This is a genomic window from Methylophilus sp. Leaf416 (assembly GCF_001424665.1).
Classification (GTDB): Bacteria; Pseudomonadota; Gammaproteobacteria; order Burkholderiales; family Methylophilaceae; genus Methylophilus.
Window position 1 is genome coordinate 635307 of record NZ_LMQS01000001.1, and the last position, 19302, is coordinate 654608.

Below are 19302 nucleotides of genomic sequence, written 5' to 3' on the forward strand. Positions count from 1 at the left end.
AACGCTATACCAGATGATAAAAATGCTTACATCACATAACTTATTGCAATAGAAACAATGAGATAAGGATTACTAAAGGCAGGCCGGGAGATAAGAAAAATAATTTAACAAAAGAAAATTTGTTTTAAATAAAACAGTAGGCTGTTGCAGCAACAACAGCTTAAAAATCCAGATCAGCAAAAAATACCAACAAAAAAACCATCACCAGGCCTGGTGATGGTTTTTCTGATGACATCAGCTTTGAACTGCTAACCGAGTTAGCGATTACCGGATAAAAATTAAAATACTTATTCAACCCCCTGTGGGTTAAAACTAGAATTTAATTTTTGAAGCGACCAGCGAAGCGGCAGCTGTCCTGGTTTCCACCCCGAGTTTCTGGAACACGTGTTCAAGATGTTTATTGATAGTGCGCGGGCTGGTACCCAGGATCTCACCAACGTCCTTATTGGTTTTGCCCTTGACTGTCCAGTAAAGCACTTCTGATTCACGTTTGGTGAGCTGGAATACCTTACCCAGTGATTCAATCTGCAGTTCGTCCGAGTGCTCGCGCAGCACGATTACCCATTGCTCTTCACTGGTATTGGCTACCGTGAGGCTGAGCCGCGCACTGCCTTGATTAACATTCAAGGTTTGCATGGTTTGCTTGGCGGAAAATTGCTGTACACAGTTTTCCAGCCATTGATAAATCATGGGTGGCAAAGTCTGCACTGCGCTGTAAGCCTCTTTGGCTACCCATTCGGCGAAATACTGTTCCAGGTATTGCTTGGCTAAAGGCGTTTGCCAGACCAGCCGTTTATCCGCAGGTAGAATGGCTATCGTGGCCTGGCCAAAGGCATCCAGGGCAGAAGTGGCCTGATGCATTTTTGTGGCATTCTGCACATGCGCTTTCACACGGGCCAACACTTCCGCCGGACGCACGGGCTTGGTCACATAATCCACGCCACCGGCGTCAAACGCCATGGTGACGTGTTCAATTTCAGTCAGGCCGGTCATGAAAATCACCGGGATATGCTGGGTTTCGGCGGTGGCCTTGATGCGCCTGCAGGTGGCAAATCCATCCAGGCCAGGCATCATCGCATCCATCAGGATCACATGCGGCTGCATCAGGTGGGCGACCTGCAAGGCCATTTCACCTGAATTGGCGACACAGACCTGATAGCCAGACTCATCCAGGGCATCATGCAGATAAGCCAGGTTTTCCGGCACATCATCTACAATCAACACGGTATAGTTTGGGTTGGTCATTTTGCATCCTCAATCAAGCGTTGCAGTGTAGCAAAATCAAAGCGGTCTATGGCTTGTTGCAGAGCGTTAATCAATGTTTGATGATGTGAATATTTTTGCGCCAATGTCGCAAGTACTTCTCGCGCACCTTTTACATAGCCGACCTTGGCATACTGCATCAGGTTTTCCATTAATTCTGCCGGAATAGCGGGGGCGTCTTTTGGAACTGGTATCGCCTGAGCGTCTGACAGCAGTAACTGGGTCTCTTTGTTGCTATCTACATACCGCCAGACCAGGCCCAGGCGGTGCCCTACCCAATCCAGCACTTCGTCCAGATTCACCGGTTTAACAAAGAAATCCTGTGCCGGTATTTTGGCCTGGTTATCCAGGCTGCGGTCGTAGGCATTGGCAGACACAATCGCGATAGGAATCTGCGAGTGATGCACCTCGCGGATAATATAAGCGGCTTCCCAGCCATCCATCACCGGCATCGCCAGATCCATCAAGATCAAATCAGCTTTCACTGTCCGATACTGATTTACACAAGCCTGGCCATTGGCCGCCTCATGGATAATAAACCCCAGTGGCTGCAAGGTATCCCGCAACAACTCTCTATCGACTTCTTCATTATCCACCACCAGAATAGTGCGGGGCGAGCCTTCGTAGCCGGTACGTTGCCTGACCGCCTGTTTGGATAAATGCGCAGTCTCGCGGATTTGCGGTAAAAACAACCGGATGTCAAAACGTGTGCCATACCCAACCACGCTGTCGAAATGAATTTCACCACCCATCAGTTGCGTTAACAGCTTGCTGATCGTCAAACCCAAGCCAGTGCCCCCAATGCCGACCACATTCGCTGCACTGCCCCGCTCAAATGGCTCAAAGATTTTCTCAACCTCATTCGGAGCAATACCGGGGCCGGTATCCTGAATTTCAATCTGTGCAATTTCACGTGCGTAGCTGATGCGGAAAATCACACTACCCTTGGTGGTAAATTTCACCGCATTACCGAGGATATTTACCAATATCTGCATCAGGCGCTTGTGGTCTGCACGCACATATTCGGGCAAGGTGCCGCTCTGTTCAAACTTGAAAGTCAGGCCTTTATTTTGTGCCTGGATTTCAAACATACTCACCATATGGCTGATGAATTCGGGAAAATGCAGTGGCTTCACATCAAACGCCATTTTGCCACTTTCAATACGCGCGATATCCAGCGTACTCTCAATCAGTGACAGCAAATGCTCACCGCCACGGCTGATGGTTTTGATTGCCTGTTTACGATGCGCAGGGATACTGTCATCGTTAGTCAATAATTGGGCATAGCCAAGAATGCTATTGAGTGGCGTGCGCAATTCATGGCTGATGCCGGTAATGTAACGGCTCTTGGCCTGGTTAGCCTCTTCAGCCAAGCGGCGGGCTTTTTGCAATTGGGTATCGGTTTTTTTATGAGATTCAATCTCTTCCAGCAACAGGCCTGTCTGCCGGTTGGATTCTTCCTGTGCGACGCGGCGGCTGGCAGAAGTCAGCACCAGCCACCAGGCCACAATGCCGCCCAAAAACAGCAATGCAACAAACACCTTGAGATAGCCAGAGCGGAAGCGTGCCATCAGTTCAGGATACTGCTGCCCTATGGTCAATGAATCATGCAGGTAAATCAAGCTGATGGTCGCGCCAAATAACAGCATGGCTATCACCATCAGCAACAAGAAGTGCGCCACACCACCGTTAAGATGTGGCCAAAAGCGCTTTGGCAGGATTTTTCTATTGACTGCTTCCCACTGCGCACTTAACCGTGCCTGCGGTTTACAGGCATCATGACATCTTGCGTCCAGGCAGCAGCATAAGGAGCAGATCGCGCCGCCATATGCCGGGCAATGCGCCATATCGCTGACTTCATATTCACGTTCACAAATCACACATTGCTTGGTCGCTGAAGGTTGCAGATAGATCGGGCGCTGCCTGGCCAGGTAATACTTGCCTTTGGTATACCAGGCAATCAGCGGCGATAGAAGCATCGCGGTAAATAATGAAATAAAAGTAGAAAAGGATTGCGCTACTACACCCATGACACCGGTGTAAGCCGCAATCGAAATCGCCGATGCAATAAACATGGCCCCCACGCCAACCGGGTTGATGTCATATAGATAAGCACGGCGGAATTCAATGCCTTTCGGGCTTAACCCGAGCGGTTTATTAATGACCAGATCAGCAACCACTGCAGCAATCCAGGCAATGGCAATATTGGCATACAGCCCGAGGATTTCTTCCAGTGCCTGGAACACATTCAGCTCCATCAGCACAATGGCAATCATCACGTTGAAGGCTACCCAGACGATACGCCCTGGATGGCTATGGGTGAGCCGCGCAAAAAAATTAGACCATGCCAGTGAGCCGGCATAGGCATTGGTCATATTGACCTTGATTTGCGACACACAGACAAATAAGGCCGTGATTGCCAGCGCAATGTCGTGATTGCTGAACACATGCTCAAAACCAACCAGATACATGTGCGTCGGGTTGACCGCAGAGCTGATTGGCATATTCCGAGTAAATACCAGGTAGGCTAACAAAGCCCCTGCCAGCATTTTGAGCATGCCGAGAATGACCCAACCGGGGCCAGCCATTAATACACCAATATTCCAGCGCCAGTAATTTTCTTTAGTTCTCGCCGGCATAAAGCGCAAAAAGTCGACTTGCTCACCAACCTGCGGAATCAGCGCCACACCAACAGCGGTCGCCGCACCAAACATCAACCAGTTGAAATGCCCACCATTGGTGGATGTCCCGGCAAAATTACTTAGCCTGTGCAACACATCGGGATCCGCATGCAGAATCGCAAAAAATGGCAGGAACATCAGCGCGATCCAGATCGGCTGAGTGATCATCTGGATGCGGCTGATCAGGGTCACGCCATGTGTGACTAACGGAATGACAATCAGTGCGCTGACCAGGTAACCCAGGTATAGCGGCAAATGGAAATAGAGCTCAAGCGCATAGCCCATAATCGCCGCTTCCAGCGAAAACAGGATAAAGGTGAACGAGGCATAAATAAAAGACGATATCGTCGAGCCGATATAACCAAATCCGGCGCCGCGGGTCAGCAGATCCATATCCAGCCCATATTTGGCCGCGTAATAGCTGATAGGCAGACCGGTCAGGAAGATAATCGCGCCGACAGCCAAAATCGCCCATAAGGCATTGGGGAAACCGTAATTAATGGTGATTGTGCCGCCAATCGCTTCCAGCACCAGGAAAGAAATGGCGCCCAACGCAGTATTGGATACCCGTAAAATGGACCATTTGCGAAAGGCACGCGGCGTGTAGCGCAGCGCATAATCCTCAATCGTCTCGTTCGCTACCCAATTGTTATAGTCGCGACGAATCTTGACGATACGCTGTATCGGTTCGGCAGTAATTTCGCTAGCTAATCCGGGAGACGGCGTAGACAATCAATAACCCTTTAATGATGACAGGCTTTAATAACATGCCTGTGGCAATGCACCACAGACCAAAAACTTTCCCCACGCTATATTAAGGTCTGCAGGTAAATCAATCATTACGTTAATTGACGTAGCGATGAAAGGCAAGCAACATCACAGGCCTTTACATTAAAAAAGCGGATCTCAATGATCCGCTTCAAGGTGATTCGTATTTATAAATTCGTGATCAGGCAATCAGCCAGTAAGCGCCCAAGCCCATCATCATGCCGCCCAGCAATTGCGTAGTGGCTTTTAGCCACGGCTGTTGCTGGCGACCCAATATCCAACCCAGGCCATGCAGCGTGGCTGTTGCCAGCACCATGCCAGTTAATGAACTCCAGCTTTGGCCAAGCTCAACACCATGCACATAACCATGCGCAGCCGCTACCAATCCCACCAGGCTAAACTGCGCCCATTTAGATAATTCCACTTTTGCAATCAGTAAACCACCCATCACCAGCACACTTGCCGCCACCATGACTTCCGCCAGTGACATCGGCAACCACACCATCGCCAGTGCCGCGAACACTGCCATCACACTGACAAACAACACTGGTAATTGCCAGCCCTGTTGCGTCTGGCGACGTGCTGCCCAGATACCTAAGGACAACATTACCAGCAGATGATCCCATCCGGTCAGTGGATGTAAAAAGCCAGTTGCGAACCCCGCCTGTAAGTCATGTCCAGGATGCGCGTATGCCACACCCGATAACACACTAGCCCCGATACCTAAAAGAATACTTTTTTTCATAGAATCTTCTCCCACAGAATTGTAACTATTTATTTAGCTCGCCCATGATCATCTACTTAAAGCTGAACGCTGCTTGTTTGTGGCAAGGCGCATGAGCGCAGACAGTACAAATAGTACGGCAAGCCCATGCAACACCGCCACAGACAGGCAGCGTTCAGCTTTATTGCATGAGGCCTTGTTTTTCGATGAAGGAGACAATCTCCTCCAGCCCCTGCCCACTCTTCAGGTTACTGAAAATAAACGGTTTTTCACCTCGCATGCGTTTTGCATCCTGATCCATCACTTCCAGCGAAGCGCCAACCATAGGCGCCAGGTCAATCTTGTTGATCACCAGCAAATCAGACTTGGTAATGCCCGGGCCGCCCTTGCGCGGGATTTTCTCACCGGCGGCTACGTCGATCACATAAATCGTCAGGTCAGATAGCTCAGGGCTGAATGTTGCCGCCAGGTTATCGCCACCGCTTTCGACAAACACAATATCCAGCGTCTGGAAGCGTTTACTTAACTGATCCACCGCTTCCAGGTTCATGGAGGCATCTTCACGAATCGCCGTATGCGGACAACCGCCGGTTTCCACGCCGATGATACGCTCAGGCGATAACGCCTCGTTGCGCGTCAGGAATTCGGCATCTTCCTTGGTATAGATATCGTTAGTCACCACGGCAATGTTGTACAGCTCACGCAAACGCTGGCAAAGCGCAAGTGTTAAAGCCGTTTTACCGGAACCGACCGGGCCACCAATGCCGATACGCAAAGGCTCTTTGTACTCGGTAACCGCGGGGGTGGGTGTTTCAAATTGGGTATGTATTTTCATGATCTGAATAATCTACTGTATTGCGTTTCGTGTTGGCAGCCGGCAATGCTGAGTAACGGGTTAAAGTTGCTCATGGCATCATCCGGCAATTGCATAGCGGCCTCTATCACTTGTGGCAAGCGCTCTCCCAAGCTAAGCAGGATGGTCTGCCCGGCCACCTGACCAAGCGGCACCGCTTTCATGGCAGCGCTGGCCTGATTTTCCAGCCAGCCCCAGATATAACCATGCAGCAGCTGTTCAGCCGGAATTTGCCAATGCTGGGCAATGGCTGCATACAAAGTCGGGAAAGATGGTGATTCCAGTGCGTTAATCTGTGCCACCAATGCGGGCGACATGGGCTTGAGGTCATTCAGCAGTCGCCGCAGGGAGTAGCCCATTTGCCGTGTCTCTGCCCATCCTTCAGCGGTGTCCCGCCCTGCCTGGTAAAACATGTCCCACTCTTGCACTGCGACTAAATCCTGTGCCTGCCAGGCCTGGTATAAACGGTACAGCACCGGCAATTCAAAACGGGCCTGATAAATCTGCAAACTGTCGCCTATCCAGGCTTGTGCGGTTGCAACACTGGTAACTTCACCCGATTCAATCGCCCATTCCAGTCCTTGCGAATAGCCATAAGCACCGACTGGCAACAACGGGCTAGCCAATTGCAGCAAGCGACTGAGTGCCAGGGCATTAACCATGCGCACGTCCACTATTTTTTGGTCGTAACGAATGCAAGGCATCTTCCCCATGGCGATGACCGCCACCGTAAGCGCCGGCTTCCGGCTCAAAAGGCGCGTTAACCTCGCTCACCTGCATGCCTAACCCCAACAGCATATCTCTCAGCACATAATCCTGCTCCAGGCGTAACCAGCCATCGCCAATTTGCAATGGCACGTGACGGTTACCTAAATGATAGGCTGCACACATCAGGTCGCGAGGTGTAGGTGCAATGACGTTATAGACCGGCTCTTGCGCTGCCACAATCTGGACGACCAGGCCATTCTCAGACTTGAGTAGATCGCCACCACGCAGGATGATGCCCCGGGTTAAAAACAATGCCGCTTCGTTGCCCGAAGCCAATTTCACGCGCAGGCGACTTTTCTGCCGCAGGTCAAAAGGCAGTTCCAGTGTGTCGTCTATATGACCACTGACAGTAATACGTTCGGTGAGATGAATCATTTTTATCTTTTATAAACTCAGTTCCATCAATGAGCGAGCGGGATAAAGTACAAAGTGCCCGGAACGATGCAATTTGCCCACATTGATCAGAATAAAAAGTAGCGTTGTGCCATAGGCAACACTTCCGCCGGTTCACAGACCAAGGGCATGCCATCAGCAAGCACTTCATAAGTTTCGGGATCGACGTCGATCTTGGGTAACCAGGTGTTATGCACCATGTCGGATTTTTTAACGTCACGTGTACCTTTGACAGCGACTAGTGTTTTTTGCAACCCCAGTGCCTTCAGTTCAGGATTTTCCAGCCCGGCTTGCGAAACAAAGGTCACTGCCGTTTTCAAGCCACCGCCATACGCGCCAAACATGGGACGGTAATGCACGGGTTGCGGGGTTGGAATGGAAGCATTGGGGTCACCCATTGCAGCCGCCGCAATCATGCCGCCCTTAATAATGGTAAAAGGCTTCACCCCAAAGAATGCCGGTTTCCAGACCACCAGGTCAGCCAGTTTGCCCACTTCAACAGAACCGACCACATGCGAGACACCGTGCGTAATGGCAGGATTGATGGTGTATTTGGCTATATAGCGCTTGATACGGAAATTATCATTACCAGCTGTGTCTTCCGCCAGTGGTCCACGCTGAATTTTCATCTTATGCGCGGTTTGCCAGGTGCGGATAATTACTTCACCAACTCGCCCCATGGCCTGTGAATCAGACGACATCATCGAGAAGGCGCCAAGGTCATGGAATATATCTTCCGCAGCAATTGTTTCGCGGCGGATACGGCTTTCGGCAAACGCGATATCTTCTGCAATTGCAGGATCCAGGTGATGACAGACCATCAGCATATCCAGATGTTCGTCGATGGTATTAACGGTAAATGGTTTTGTTGGATTAGTAGAGGAAGGCAATACATTCGGATAGCCAGCCGCCTTGATAATATCCGGCGCATGGCCGCCACCCGCCCCTTCGGTATGGAACGTATGGATGGTGCGGCCCTTGAACGCACCAATAGTAGTCTCAACAAAGCCTGATTCATTCAGGGTATCCGAATGAATGGCAACCTGCACATCCATTTCGTCAGCGACGCTCAGGCAATTATCAATGGCTGCCGGTGTGGTTCCCCAGTCTTCGTGCAATTTAAGCCCGATCACACCCGCCCGTACTTGCTCACGCAGTGGTTCAGGCAAACTCACGTTCCCCTTACCCAGAAAACCCAGGTTCATGGGGAAAGCATCTGCGGCCTGCAACATACGATGGATATGCCATGGTCCTGGTGTACAGGTAGTGGCGAAAGTGCCAGTCGCCGGGCCGGTACCGCCACCAATCATGGTGGTGACGCCGGACATCAATGCTTCTTCGATCTGTTGCGGGCAAATAAAATGGATATGCGTATCAATACCGCCTGCAGTAATGATCATGCCTTCACCGGCAATGACTTCAGTACCTGCGCCCACTGCAATTGTGACGCCGGGCTGGATATCAGGATTGCCTGCCTTGCCGATGGCAGAAATATAACCACCTTTGATACCAATATCGGCTTTAACAATACCCCAGTGATCAATAATCAATGCATTTGTAATCACGGTATCAGCAACTTCAGCTGCCAGGCCTTGCCCCTGGCCCATGCCATCGCGGATCACTTTGCCGCCGCCAAACTTCACTTCCTCGCCATAGATGGTGAAGTCTTTTTCGACCTCCACCCACAACTCGGTATCCGCCAACCTTACCTTGTCACCGACAGTCGGGCCGAACATTTCAGCATAGGCGCGTTTATCCATTTTCACTGTCATTGTTTTTCCTTATTGCTCTGACTTTATTGCTCGCCTGCTATTTCAGGGCGCCCATGACTTTACCGGCAAAGCCGTAGACTTCACGCTTGCCCACCAGTTTGACCAATTGCACTGTACGCGTCTGGCCTGGTTCAAACCGCACCGCCGTCCCCGCCGCAATATTCAAGCGGGCACCGTAAGCTAAAGCCCGGTCAAAAGACAACGCTTCATTCGTCTCATAAAAATGATAATGTGAGCCGACCTGGATCGGCCGGTCACCCGTGTTCGCCACATCCAGCGTCACCGTTTCACGCCCTGTGTTTAATTCGATGTCGCCTGCTGCGACCTGCATTTCGCCAGGAATCATTAATTACTCCAGTCGTTTCTTACTTTATTTTCAAACATTATTTCTCTGCATATTCAGGCGTGGAGTTGCAAGCGTGGAGGGCAAGGTGCACAACCGCAGACAGTACAATAAGTACGGCAAGGATAAGCAACACCGCCATCTGCGCTTGCAACATCGAGCCCTTATGGAATCGGGTGGTGGACGGTGACTAGCTTCGTCCCATCCGGGAATGTTGCCTCTATCTGGATATCCGGAATCATCTCCGGCACCCCTTCCATCACTTCATCACGTGCCAGCAAAGTCGTGCCATAACTCATCAGTTCCGCCACCGTTTTGCCGTCCCGCGCCCCTTCCATGATCGCCGCGGAAATAAAAGCGACGGACTCAGGATAATTCAGCTTCAAACCACGTGCCTTGCGCCGCTCGGCCAACAGAGCGGCGGTGAAAATCAATAATTTATCTTTTTCTCTTGGGGTTAATTCCATAAGCGGCTAATTCCATAAATGGTGAGCTACGTAGACAAATGCTCTTTGACTATTTCTTTGGCGATCAGGTATTCCAGATACGTGGCCTGATGGCGTCTTTTTGATAATACCACGGCCTTAAAATCTGCCAGCAATGCTCAAAGTATTGCCTGGCCTGCTGCGATGCATTACCAATATAACGGATACACAGCACATCAGGTAAGGCTGTGATACCTACGTTGGCATTTGATAACACTATCTCACGGCAGGCTTGTAACAATTCGGCAGGTACAGCGCCTGCACATACCAGAAAGGTGCCGAATACCGCTGCACCCCCCAAACCAACTCGACTGGTCTTGACCAGGTCATCCGCCTGCATGCGCGCACGCTCGTTCCAGATCAATCTACCATTTCGAGTGATACGCTGATTTAATTGGTAAAAACCAGTTTGCCAGATTTCCTGTTGCGCCTGGCGGCCAAGGCAAACGATATCCCACGCCGCCAAAGTGGCATCTGCTGCCAGCGCTATCTCTGCAGAAAAACCTACTTCTGCAGCATCAAATAAAATATTTTCCTGTGGCAACCATTCTAGGCCACTGCCTGCCGCCAATTGAAAGGTGAGCGTTTGTGTCGCTTTGGTACCATTGGCCTTGTACCACTTGCCTGCACCAGGCGTCGTCAACAAGGCTCTTGCACCTTCTCCGACTTGTACCTGTAAATGCAGTGCGTCGCCACCTGCCACCCCACCGGGAGGATGCACCACTACCGCATGACAGATATCTTCGCCTTCAGGATGCAGGCTTTTCTGAACAACCAATGGTCCATGATGCAGACGATGTGCCAGGTAAGAGCGTGCATCACGCCTGGCGAAGCCAAGCTCAAGCCTTGCTTGCCAGTGTTTTGTGGCAGTGAGCTTTAAGGGTGGCGATACGATCGCAGGCTTTAAATCATCCATAACGGCATCATGCCACAGCTTAGAAAATTATTTTAATACTTGGCACAGAGAACACTGAGTTCACTGAGAAAAACTTAACTCAGCATTTGAAATCTGTGTTCTCTGTAGCTAAAACAATCCTAAAGCTAAACAGACAAATAGCTTTTCACCTTGGCAGCATCGACATTATCGCGGGTATCTTCATGAATAAAGCGGCCTTTATCAATCACGATAATACGGTCAGCCACTTCCATCGTGAAACTCAACACCTGCTCTGAAACAATGATGGTGATTTCACGCATTTTGCGGATTTCGTTCAATACCCTGGCAATATCCTTGATGATAGAAGGCTGAATCCCTTCGGTTGGCTCATCCAGCAATAACACTTTAGGATTAGTCACCAGCGCACGGGCAATCGCCAGTTGCTGTTGCTGACCACCAGACAGGTTACCGCCCTTGCGCTTGCGCATTTCATGCAGCACGGGGAACAAGGCAAAAATATCATCGGGGATCTCGCGGCTGGAAGATTTCTCCAACCCGGTTTCGATATTTTCCTGCACCGTCATGTTAGGGAAAATCCAGCGGCCTTGTGGTACATAAGCCAGGCCCTTCATCACTCGATCATGCGTAGCGGCACCTTGCAGATCCACGCCGTCCACAGTGGCCTTGCTGGATTTGCTAGGCAAAATACCCATCAATGACTTGAACAAGGTCGTTTTACCCATACCATTGCGGCCCATAATCGCCAGGGTTTCGTTTTTATTGGCTTTGAAGTTCAGGCCATGAATCACCTGGCTTTGGCCATAACTCACCTGCAAATTCTCAATTTCAAACATGCTGTGCTCCTCTAATGGCCTAGATATACTTCAATGACTTTTTCGTCAGCTTGCACTTTTTCCATCGGCCCTTCGGCCAGGATTTTGCCTTGGTGCAGTACAGTGACCTTGTGTGCGATTTTCTTGACGAATTCCATGTCGTGCTCGATCACAATCACTGACCTGTTCTGGCAAATGCGGTTAAGCAACTCAGCCGTCTGGTCGCGTTCTTTTGCACTCATGCCAGCGACTGGTTCATCCAGCATCAGCAACTCCGGCTCCTGCATCAGCAGCATGCCAATCTCCAGCCATTGTTTCTGGCCGTGGCTGAGCAAAGCTGATTCCATATCCAGGAACTCGGTCAGCATAATGTCTTCTGCTACCTTGCGTACCCGGTCTTCCACTTCCTGTGTACGTTTGAAAGTCAGGCTGCCAAACACGCCACGGCCTTTCGGGTAAGAAACTTCCAGATTCTGGTACACAGACAGATTTTCATAAATCGATGGATTCTGGAATTTACGGCCTACCCCTGAGCGTACGATTTCGTGCTCAGAGAGCTTGGTCAATTCGGTATTGTTAAACTTGATCGACCCGGCGGTAGATTTGGTTTTACCGCAAATCAGGTCAAGCACCGTGGTTTTTCCGGCACCGTTAGGGCCCACCAGTACACGCAGTTCATTTTTGTCGATATACATGGTCAAGCTATCCACTGCTTTAAAGCCATCGAAGGAGACGGTCAAATCTTCTACTGCCAAGACGAAGTCGGTGTTACTCATGCTTCTGCTCCTCTTAATTTATTACCCTCGATTGCAGATGTTGCATCTGCTTTCTTGCGCGGTGATCTCTTGGTGGCTACACCGGTAGAGTCTGTAGCCAGGGATGTTTCAATGCTTGTTTCGGTAAGTACTGCTTGTGCTTCTACCTTAGAAGTACTTACCTCAAGCTTTTTTGCAGGTGCCTTGTCTTTGAACCAGCCATATTTAGTCGCGTATTTATCCCAGATACCAGCCAAACCGCTTGGGAAGAACATCACCACTGCGATAAACAGCCCGCCCATCAGGAACAGCCACATTTCAGGATAAGTTTCCGAAAACACGGTTTTTCCATAATTCACCAGCAAGGTGCCATAGACAGCGCCAACCAGTGAAGCACGGCCACCCACTGCACAGAAGATCACCATTTCAATTGATGGCACGATACCGACGAAGGATGGTGACATAAAGCCCACCTGCAGGGTAAACATGGCACCACCCACCGCGGACATCATCGCAGCCAGGCAGAAGATAAAGATTTTGAAATTGGAGACGTCGTAACCGGAGAAACGTACGCGCTCTTCTTTGTCACGCATCGCCAGCAACAACATACCGAACTTGCTGCTCATGATGTACTTGGACAGGAAGATCGCACCGAACAGCAACAGGCCATTTACAAAGTACAGGATGTATTTGGCAGAATCACTACGGATATCCCAGCCCAGCATGGTACGCAAATCAGTCATCCCATTCACACCGCCGGTATAACCTTGCTGTCCAACAATCAGGATACTCAGGATCAGCGCCACGGCTTGCGTAATGATGGAGAAATACACACCGCCCACCCGACGTTTAAACATGGCGTAACCGATGATGTAGGCGAACAATGCCGGAATGGTCAGCACGGCAAAGATAGTGAAAGGCAAACTCTTGAACGGCTCCCAGAACCATGGCAAGGCAGTCAGCTGGTTCCAGTCCATGAAGTCAGGAATACCAGGGGTAGACTGGATCTTGGTACTCAGCGGATCAGAAGCCTCCAGTTTAAGGAACATGGCCATGGCATAACCGCCGAGGCCGAAAAAGATACCCTGGCCTAAACTCAGGATACCGCCGTGCCCCCACAGCATGACCAGGCCGACAGCAACAAACGCGTAAGTCAGGTATTTACCGATTAAATTGAGGCGGAAGATATCTAAGCCCAGTGGCAGTACAACGAAGATGATGGCAGCCAGCACAGCCAGGCTGATCACTCCCTCTTTACCACCCAGTACAGGGCTGGCTTTCATTTTTTCCCATAATGTCATCAAGATTTCTCCTCTGTTGATGCGTTGATTCTATTGCGGCAGGGCAAAACACTTAATACGTTCATTTACTTATGGCAACGCGTGGGAAACCTGTTCACACGTTGCCATCACCCTTTTATTTACGCAGTTTGGAGGCAAACAAGCCCTCTGGTTTCATCATCAGGATAGTGACGATGACGAGCAAGGTAGACACCTTACCCATAGAGCTGGTCATAAAGAATTGCAGGATAGATTGTGCCTGGGCGATACCGAAGGCAGAGGCAATCGTACCGACGATACTTGCTGCGCCGCCAAACACCACCACCATAAAGCTGTCGACGATGTACAAGGTACCTGTGGTCGGGCCAGTGGAAGCAATGGTAGTAAACGCAGCACCAGCGATTCCGGCAATGCCGCAGCCCAGTGCAAATGTGACGCGGTCAACTTTGGAAGTGTTGATACCTACTGCACCAGCCATGGTGCGGTTTTGTACGGTAGCGCGCACACGCAGGCCCCAGCGGGACTTGTACATAAACATATACACACCGAAAGTCACCAGCGCTGCCAGCACCATCACGAATACGCCATTAATAGGAATATCAATATCTGGTGTCGGTTTAAATGACCCAAGCATCCATTCAGGCAACTCGGCGCTGACTTCTTTGGCGCCAAAGGTCGAGCGGAAAATTTGCTGCATGACCAGGCTCAAACCCCAGGTGGCCAGCAAGGTGTCCAGTGGTCGCTTGTAGAGGTGCCGGATCATAATGAATTCGATAAAATAACCGACGGCGAATGCCAGTAAAAAGGCAATCGCTATGGCAAATATAAAGTAATAATTAGTGAATCCGTAGGTCGCGGCCACTTTGGAAAGCAGGACCGTGGTATACGCACCGATGGTCATGAACTCACCATGTGCCATGTTAATTACACCCATTTGCCCGAAAATAATTGCGAGACCAAGTGCCATCAGCAGCAACACTGTAAACATGCTCAGGCCGGAAAAACCCTGCATCACCACAATATTGCCTATATCTGCCATCGAATAACCAAACATACAGGTCTCCTTGAAACTTAAAAAACACACACTAATGGGATTGAATACTTGCGCTAAACGGTAGCCGGCAAAACCGGCTACCGCTCAGGCATTTAAGACCAGACTAGTTTATTGGTAGCCTTTTGGAAATGGATCAGGTTTGATGTAACCAGAGGTGTAAACCACTTTCGCCTGGCCATCTTTACCCCACTGACCAATACGCAGTTTGGTAGTCAGGTGATGGTTAGCTTCTACAGTCACAGGGCCTTCTGGTGCATCTTTAAACTCGTAGCCAGGCAATGCTGCTTGAACCTTGTCTACATCGAAGCTGCCAGCACGTTCAACCGCTGCTTTGTACAACCATGGGCCCAGGTAAGCCGCTTGCGTCACGTCGCCGATCACAGCATCTTTACCCCAGCGTTTTTTGAAGGCTTCAACAAATTTTTTGTTTGCATCGTTGTCTTGCGACTGGAAGTATTTCATGGCTGAGTAGAAGCCAGCCAGGTTCTCACCACCGATACCTAATACTTCATCCTCGGTCACTGAGATGGTCAACATGGTTTGCTTGCTTGAGTTCAGGCCAGCTGCGTTCAACTGTTTGAACCAGGCAACGTTACTACCACCCACAACCGCTGCATAAATCACGTCAGGTCTTTTCAGTTTGATTTTGTTGATCACAGAACCAAATTGCGTATCACCCAAAGCGATGTACTCTTCACCTACCACTTTGCCGCCCAGATGTTGCTCGATGTGTTTACGGGCAATTTTCATGGAAGTACGTGGCCAGATGTAATCAGAACCGATCAGGTAGAAAGTTTTAGCTTTCTTCTCTTTAGCGATCCAGTCCAGACCTGCCAGGATTTGTTGTGTCGCTTCCTGACCTGTGTAGAACACGTTTTTAGATTGCTCTAAACCTTCGTAGAATGTTGGATAGAACAGCAAGCCGTTGTCTTTTTCAAACACTGGCAATGCAGCCTTACGTGAAGCGGATGTCCAGCAGCCCATCACAGAAGCCACTTTATCTTTTTCCAGCAGTTTCTTCGCTTTTTCAGCAAAAGTCGGCCAGTCAGATGCGCCGTCTTCCTGCACGACTTCGATCTTGCGACCCAGGATACCGCCCATGGCGTTGATCTGCTCAATCGCCAGCTTTTCAGCCTGGATAGAACCTGTTTCACTGATCGCCATCGTGCCGGTTGCGGAGTGCAGGATACCGACTTTGACGGTTGTGTCAGTCACGGCCAAGCCGGTGGTGTTCACTTTTGCTGTTGGATAGTCTGCAGCAAATGCGTGTCCGGTAACGAGACCCGCTGCCATCATGGCACCTAACATCGCGCCTTTGATAAAACCCCTTCTGTTCAAGGTACTCATTACAACTCTCCTTTAAAAATCAGTTAACTTCAAAATTAAACATTGCTCACTACATACTGTATTCAGGAACTGCTTTATTACGATGAGGGCTTTAGTCGGCTGATCAGACGAGTGTCCGATCAGCTTTACTTGGTCGATCAGACTAGTGTCCGATCATCCAGGGCCTGGCCGTTTTCTTGGTTTGCATCTGCATCGCCGGTTTGCCGTTATCAGGGTTCACCTTGGTGGTGGTTTTACAGGTATGTGAGCCTGTACAACCACAACTTGAGCGGCGACCACTGCGTGGCTCGTGGGCAGATTTCTCGTTACGTTCATGCGCAGACCGTTGTTGCTTGCCCATGATGGCCAGTTTAGGCACCGACAGGATGCGCGGACTTTCAGACCCACAGCAATCACAATCAGCTGGCAAACTGGATTCACTCATCTTGCGTAGCGCGGTAAACACACCACAGCTGTCACACTCATATTCGTAAAGAGGCATCTCGCTTTTCCTTATGCAAACTTTTAAAACGTAAACCTAAGTTTCCTTAAATCTTACGTACTTGGCGCCACATTGATTCCAGGTGGGACTTCGATCTTCGGTCCATCAGCATTTGGACGGATATCAAATTCGAAGATCTCGGTCGGGACCCACAACGTTGCACATGCATTCGGGATATCTACAATGCCGCTGATATGACCTTCTACCGGGGCCGTGCCGAGGATAGCCACCGCCTGTTCGCCGCTGTAGCCGAATTTCTTCAGGTACTCGATCGCATTCAGGCAAGCCTGGCGGTAAGCCACATGTACATCCAGGTAGTGTTGTTTACCAGCTTCATCTACCGAGATACCTTCAAAAATCACATAATCACGATAAGTCGGAGTGATCGGGCTAGGCTGGAAAATCGGGTTCTTGATACCGTATTTCTTGACGCCATCCTTGATCAGGCTGACTTTGATGTCCAGGTAGCCGGCCATTTCAATCGCACCGCAGAAAGTAATTTCACCATCGCCTTGTGAGAAGTGCAGATCACCCATGGAGAGACCACCGTCTTTCACATACACCGGGAAATATACTTTTGAGCCTTTGGTCAGGTTCTTGATGTCGCAGTTACCGCCGTGGTCACGTGGCGGAACGGTACGCGCACCTTCCGCTGCCGCTTTTTTGGCAGCATCACCTGACAAGCGGCCCATTACCGCAGATTGTGGCTCCGGTGGCAGTGCCAGCGCCGGTACGCGGTCAGGGTCGGTGGCAATCAGCGCAGCTTCACGCTCATTCCAGGTTTCCAGTAACTCACGTGATGGCAGGCAACCAATCAAGCCAGGATGCATGATGCCGGCATAACGCACCTTAGGTACATGGCGGGAAGTAGTGTAAACGCCGTGGAAATCCCAGATTGACTTGCTTGCCTTAGGGAAATGGTCAGTCAGGAAACCGCCGCCATTTTCCTTGGCAAACAGGCCGTTAAAGCCCCATTGCTGGTCTTCAAACGTACCCACGTCGAGGATATCCACCACCATCAGGTCGCCCGGTTCAGCACCTTCAACCCCGATAGGGCCACTCAGGTAGTGCACCTGGGTCAGGTCCACATCACGGATATCGTTGGCGCTGTCGTTGTTACCGATCTGGCCGCCGGTCCAGTCCATGCACTCGACACGGAACTCGTCACCAGGCTTGACCATGGCAATCATCGGCAGGTCCGGGTGCCAACGGTTATGGATCTGACCGTCCTGCTCCCAGGGTTTTTTATCCAAATCCAGTTTCACTATTGTTTTCATTACACTCATCTCCTTTGTGAGAAAGGGTTATAAGGTTTGTTTAAAATTGCATCTGTAACGCAAGTTTGAAGAAATTGTCGCTAGAGGTAGTAGGCGTATCTGTCTTGCCATAAGTTGCGGTGATCACTGAGTTGTATGGAGCAATCACATAGTTGGCACCGACTTCGAAACGTTTGGTATCTGCACCAGTACGGGTATTGACGCTGCCAGCGGTTGTCAGGCCATCTGCATCAAACTTCTGATAGCGAACGATAGGCATGATTTTTCCCCAGCCGACTGGATCATTGAACAGGTAGCCAAGTCCAGCGGAGTAAGCTTTACCTTGTTCAGCCAAAAAGACATTGTCTGTATCGTAGTAGTAGTAGGCTGCTTCGGCAGAGAATGTGCCAGGACCCACATCTTTTTTCTCAAGTAAAAAGTCAACGCTATAGGATGTGTAATCACCTATTGCGCCAGTCGTAGCCACGGCACCGTCTTTTTTCACGCGCCCTGCAACACCAATAGAAAGAATATCTTTAGCACCAAAATAATTACCTGTACCGTAATAGCCAGGCTCAGCATCCCAGAAGTTATATTGCACACGACCTGCATACATCAACTTATCTTTCACTGCTGGTGATTCACCTTGCGCACCTACACCACTGAAACGGAAAGTTTTATCGCCTTCAAATGCACCGAAAGAAACAGCCAAGTGATCTTCCAGAAAACTGGTTACAACCGCTACACCTTCATCACGGCCAATGACACCACCGTTCCAGCCATAACGTGAAGCGATATTTGCCCAATAGCCTCCACCCATGGAGTAGTAAGGACCGGCCATGTTTGCGCGGTCACTTGGAGACAGGAAACGACCTGCCCAAATTGCAACTTCAGGAGTCAATTGGAATTGCACGTTAGCGTCAATCACTTCAATATTGCTACCTACATCGCTACCGCCACCGGATTTCTCAGTGTTCAACATCCCCTTGATGTATTTATTGAATGAACCTGACAAATACAAACGTGCACTATCCAGCGCAAAATCGTTTGAGCGGTCACGGCCGTTGTTAGACGCGTCTTCAACAGAGTTGTAACTGGTGATAAAACCGAAGCCGGCACTGATATACTTGTCTTCACCAAAACTGATAGTGGCGCCCGCATTTGCCAATTGCGCACCCAAGCCACAAGCCATTGCTACAGCGGTATGCAAGGCACATTTTTTAATATTCATCATCTAAAACTCCCTTTCTCGTTAACTTCAAAACAATCACAGTCGATCAAAACTTGTGCCCAGATTAACGACAGGGAGGTGTAGGACAAATACGTCAATTTGCGTAGGATGCTAAATAGCAAACCCCGCTAGACTTCG

General features: G+C 50.0%; 18 protein-coding genes. All 18 read right to left on the minus strand.

The window, feature by feature from the left end:
* Positions 1-312: 312 nt before the first annotated feature.
* Positions 313-1245 carry a response regulator gene (locus ASG34_RS03045; protein WP_055826302.1) on the minus strand — a complete coding sequence of 311 codons (933 nt, stop codon included), beginning with the start codon at positions 1243-1245 and terminating at the stop codon, positions 313-315.
* A complete protein-coding gene (locus ASG34_RS03050) occupies positions 1242-4676 on the minus strand; it encodes a hybrid sensor histidine kinase/response regulator (RefSeq protein WP_055826304.1) in 3435 nt (1144 codons plus the stop codon). The genes ASG34_RS03045 and ASG34_RS03050 overlap by 4 nt, the downstream gene beginning before the upstream one ends.
* A gap of 217 nt (positions 4677-4893) precedes the next feature.
* A complete protein-coding gene (locus ASG34_RS03055; RefSeq protein ID WP_055826307.1) occupies positions 4894-5457 on the minus strand; it encodes a HupE/UreJ family protein in 564 nt (187 codons plus the stop codon).
* A 160-nt stretch (positions 5458-5617) separates the two neighbouring features.
* Positions 5618-6271: an urease accessory protein UreG gene (gene ureG / locus ASG34_RS03060; RefSeq protein WP_055826309.1), complete on the minus strand. Its 654-nt coding sequence runs from the start codon at positions 6269-6271 to the stop codon at positions 5618-5620.
* Positions 6268-6951 carry an urease accessory protein UreF gene (locus tag ASG34_RS03065; RefSeq protein ID WP_055826311.1) on the minus strand — a complete coding sequence of 228 codons (684 nt, stop codon included), beginning with the start codon at positions 6949-6951 and terminating at the stop codon, positions 6268-6270. The genes ureG and ASG34_RS03065 overlap by 4 nt, the downstream gene beginning before the upstream one ends.
* Complete coding sequence (ureE, locus tag ASG34_RS03070; RefSeq protein WP_055826312.1) at positions 6944-7432, minus strand: urease accessory protein UreE; 489 nt, start codon at positions 7430-7432, stop codon at positions 6944-6946. The genes ASG34_RS03065 and ureE overlap by 8 nt, the downstream gene beginning before the upstream one ends.
* An 86-nt stretch (positions 7433-7518) precedes the next feature.
* Complete coding sequence (gene ureC / locus ASG34_RS03075) at positions 7519-9222, minus strand: urease subunit alpha (RefSeq protein WP_055826314.1); 1704 nt, start codon at positions 9220-9222, stop codon at positions 7519-7521.
* 37 nt (positions 9223-9259) lie between these two features.
* Positions 9260-9568, minus strand: a complete 309-nt coding sequence (locus tag ASG34_RS03080; RefSeq protein WP_055826316.1) for an urease subunit beta — start codon at positions 9566-9568, stop codon at positions 9260-9262.
* A 161-nt stretch (positions 9569-9729) separates the two neighbouring features.
* Positions 9730-10032, minus strand: a complete 303-nt coding sequence (gene ureA, locus ASG34_RS03085; protein ID WP_055826318.1) for an urease subunit gamma — start codon at positions 10030-10032, stop codon at positions 9730-9732.
* Between the two features lie 64 nt (positions 10033-10096).
* On the minus strand, positions 10097-10966 hold the full coding sequence (locus ASG34_RS03090) for an urease accessory protein UreD (RefSeq protein WP_055826320.1): 870 nt from the start codon (positions 10964-10966) through the stop codon (positions 10097-10099).
* Positions 10967-11091: 125 nt separating this feature from the next.
* Positions 11092-11781: an urea ABC transporter ATP-binding subunit UrtE gene (gene urtE / locus ASG34_RS03095; protein WP_055826322.1), complete on the minus strand. Its 690-nt coding sequence runs from the start codon at positions 11779-11781 to the stop codon at positions 11092-11094.
* Between the two features lie 11 nt (positions 11782-11792).
* Positions 11793-12536, minus strand: coding sequence for an urea ABC transporter ATP-binding protein UrtD (gene urtD, locus ASG34_RS03100; protein WP_055826325.1), 744 nt, complete (start codon positions 12534-12536; stop codon positions 11793-11795).
* A complete protein-coding gene (urtC, locus tag ASG34_RS03105) occupies positions 12533-13816 on the minus strand; it encodes an urea ABC transporter permease subunit UrtC (protein WP_055826327.1) in 1284 nt (427 codons plus the stop codon). The genes urtD and urtC overlap by 4 nt, the downstream gene beginning before the upstream one ends.
* A gap of 115 nt (positions 13817-13931) precedes the next feature.
* On the minus strand, positions 13932-14849 hold the full coding sequence (gene urtB, locus ASG34_RS03110; protein ID WP_055826329.1) for an urea ABC transporter permease subunit UrtB: 918 nt from the start codon (positions 14847-14849) through the stop codon (positions 13932-13934).
* 108 nt (positions 14850-14957) lie between these two features.
* A complete protein-coding gene (urtA, locus tag ASG34_RS03115; RefSeq protein WP_055826331.1) occupies positions 14958-16196 on the minus strand; it encodes an urea ABC transporter substrate-binding protein in 1239 nt (412 codons plus the stop codon).
* A 142-nt stretch (positions 16197-16338) separates the two neighbouring features.
* A complete protein-coding gene (locus ASG34_RS03120; protein WP_055826332.1) occupies positions 16339-16677 on the minus strand; it encodes an FmdB family zinc ribbon protein in 339 nt (112 codons plus the stop codon).
* Positions 16678-16730: 53 nt separating this feature from the next.
* On the minus strand, positions 16731-17954 hold the full coding sequence (fmdA, locus tag ASG34_RS03125; protein ID WP_055826334.1) for a formamidase: 1224 nt from the start codon (positions 17952-17954) through the stop codon (positions 16731-16733).
* Between the two features lie 40 nt (positions 17955-17994).
* The gene (locus ASG34_RS03130) at positions 17995-19167 is read right to left on the minus strand and encodes a hypothetical protein (RefSeq protein ID WP_055826335.1); all 1173 of its coding nucleotides are present in this window, start codon (positions 19165-19167) and stop codon (positions 17995-17997) included.
* Positions 19168-19302: the final 135 nt, after the last annotated feature.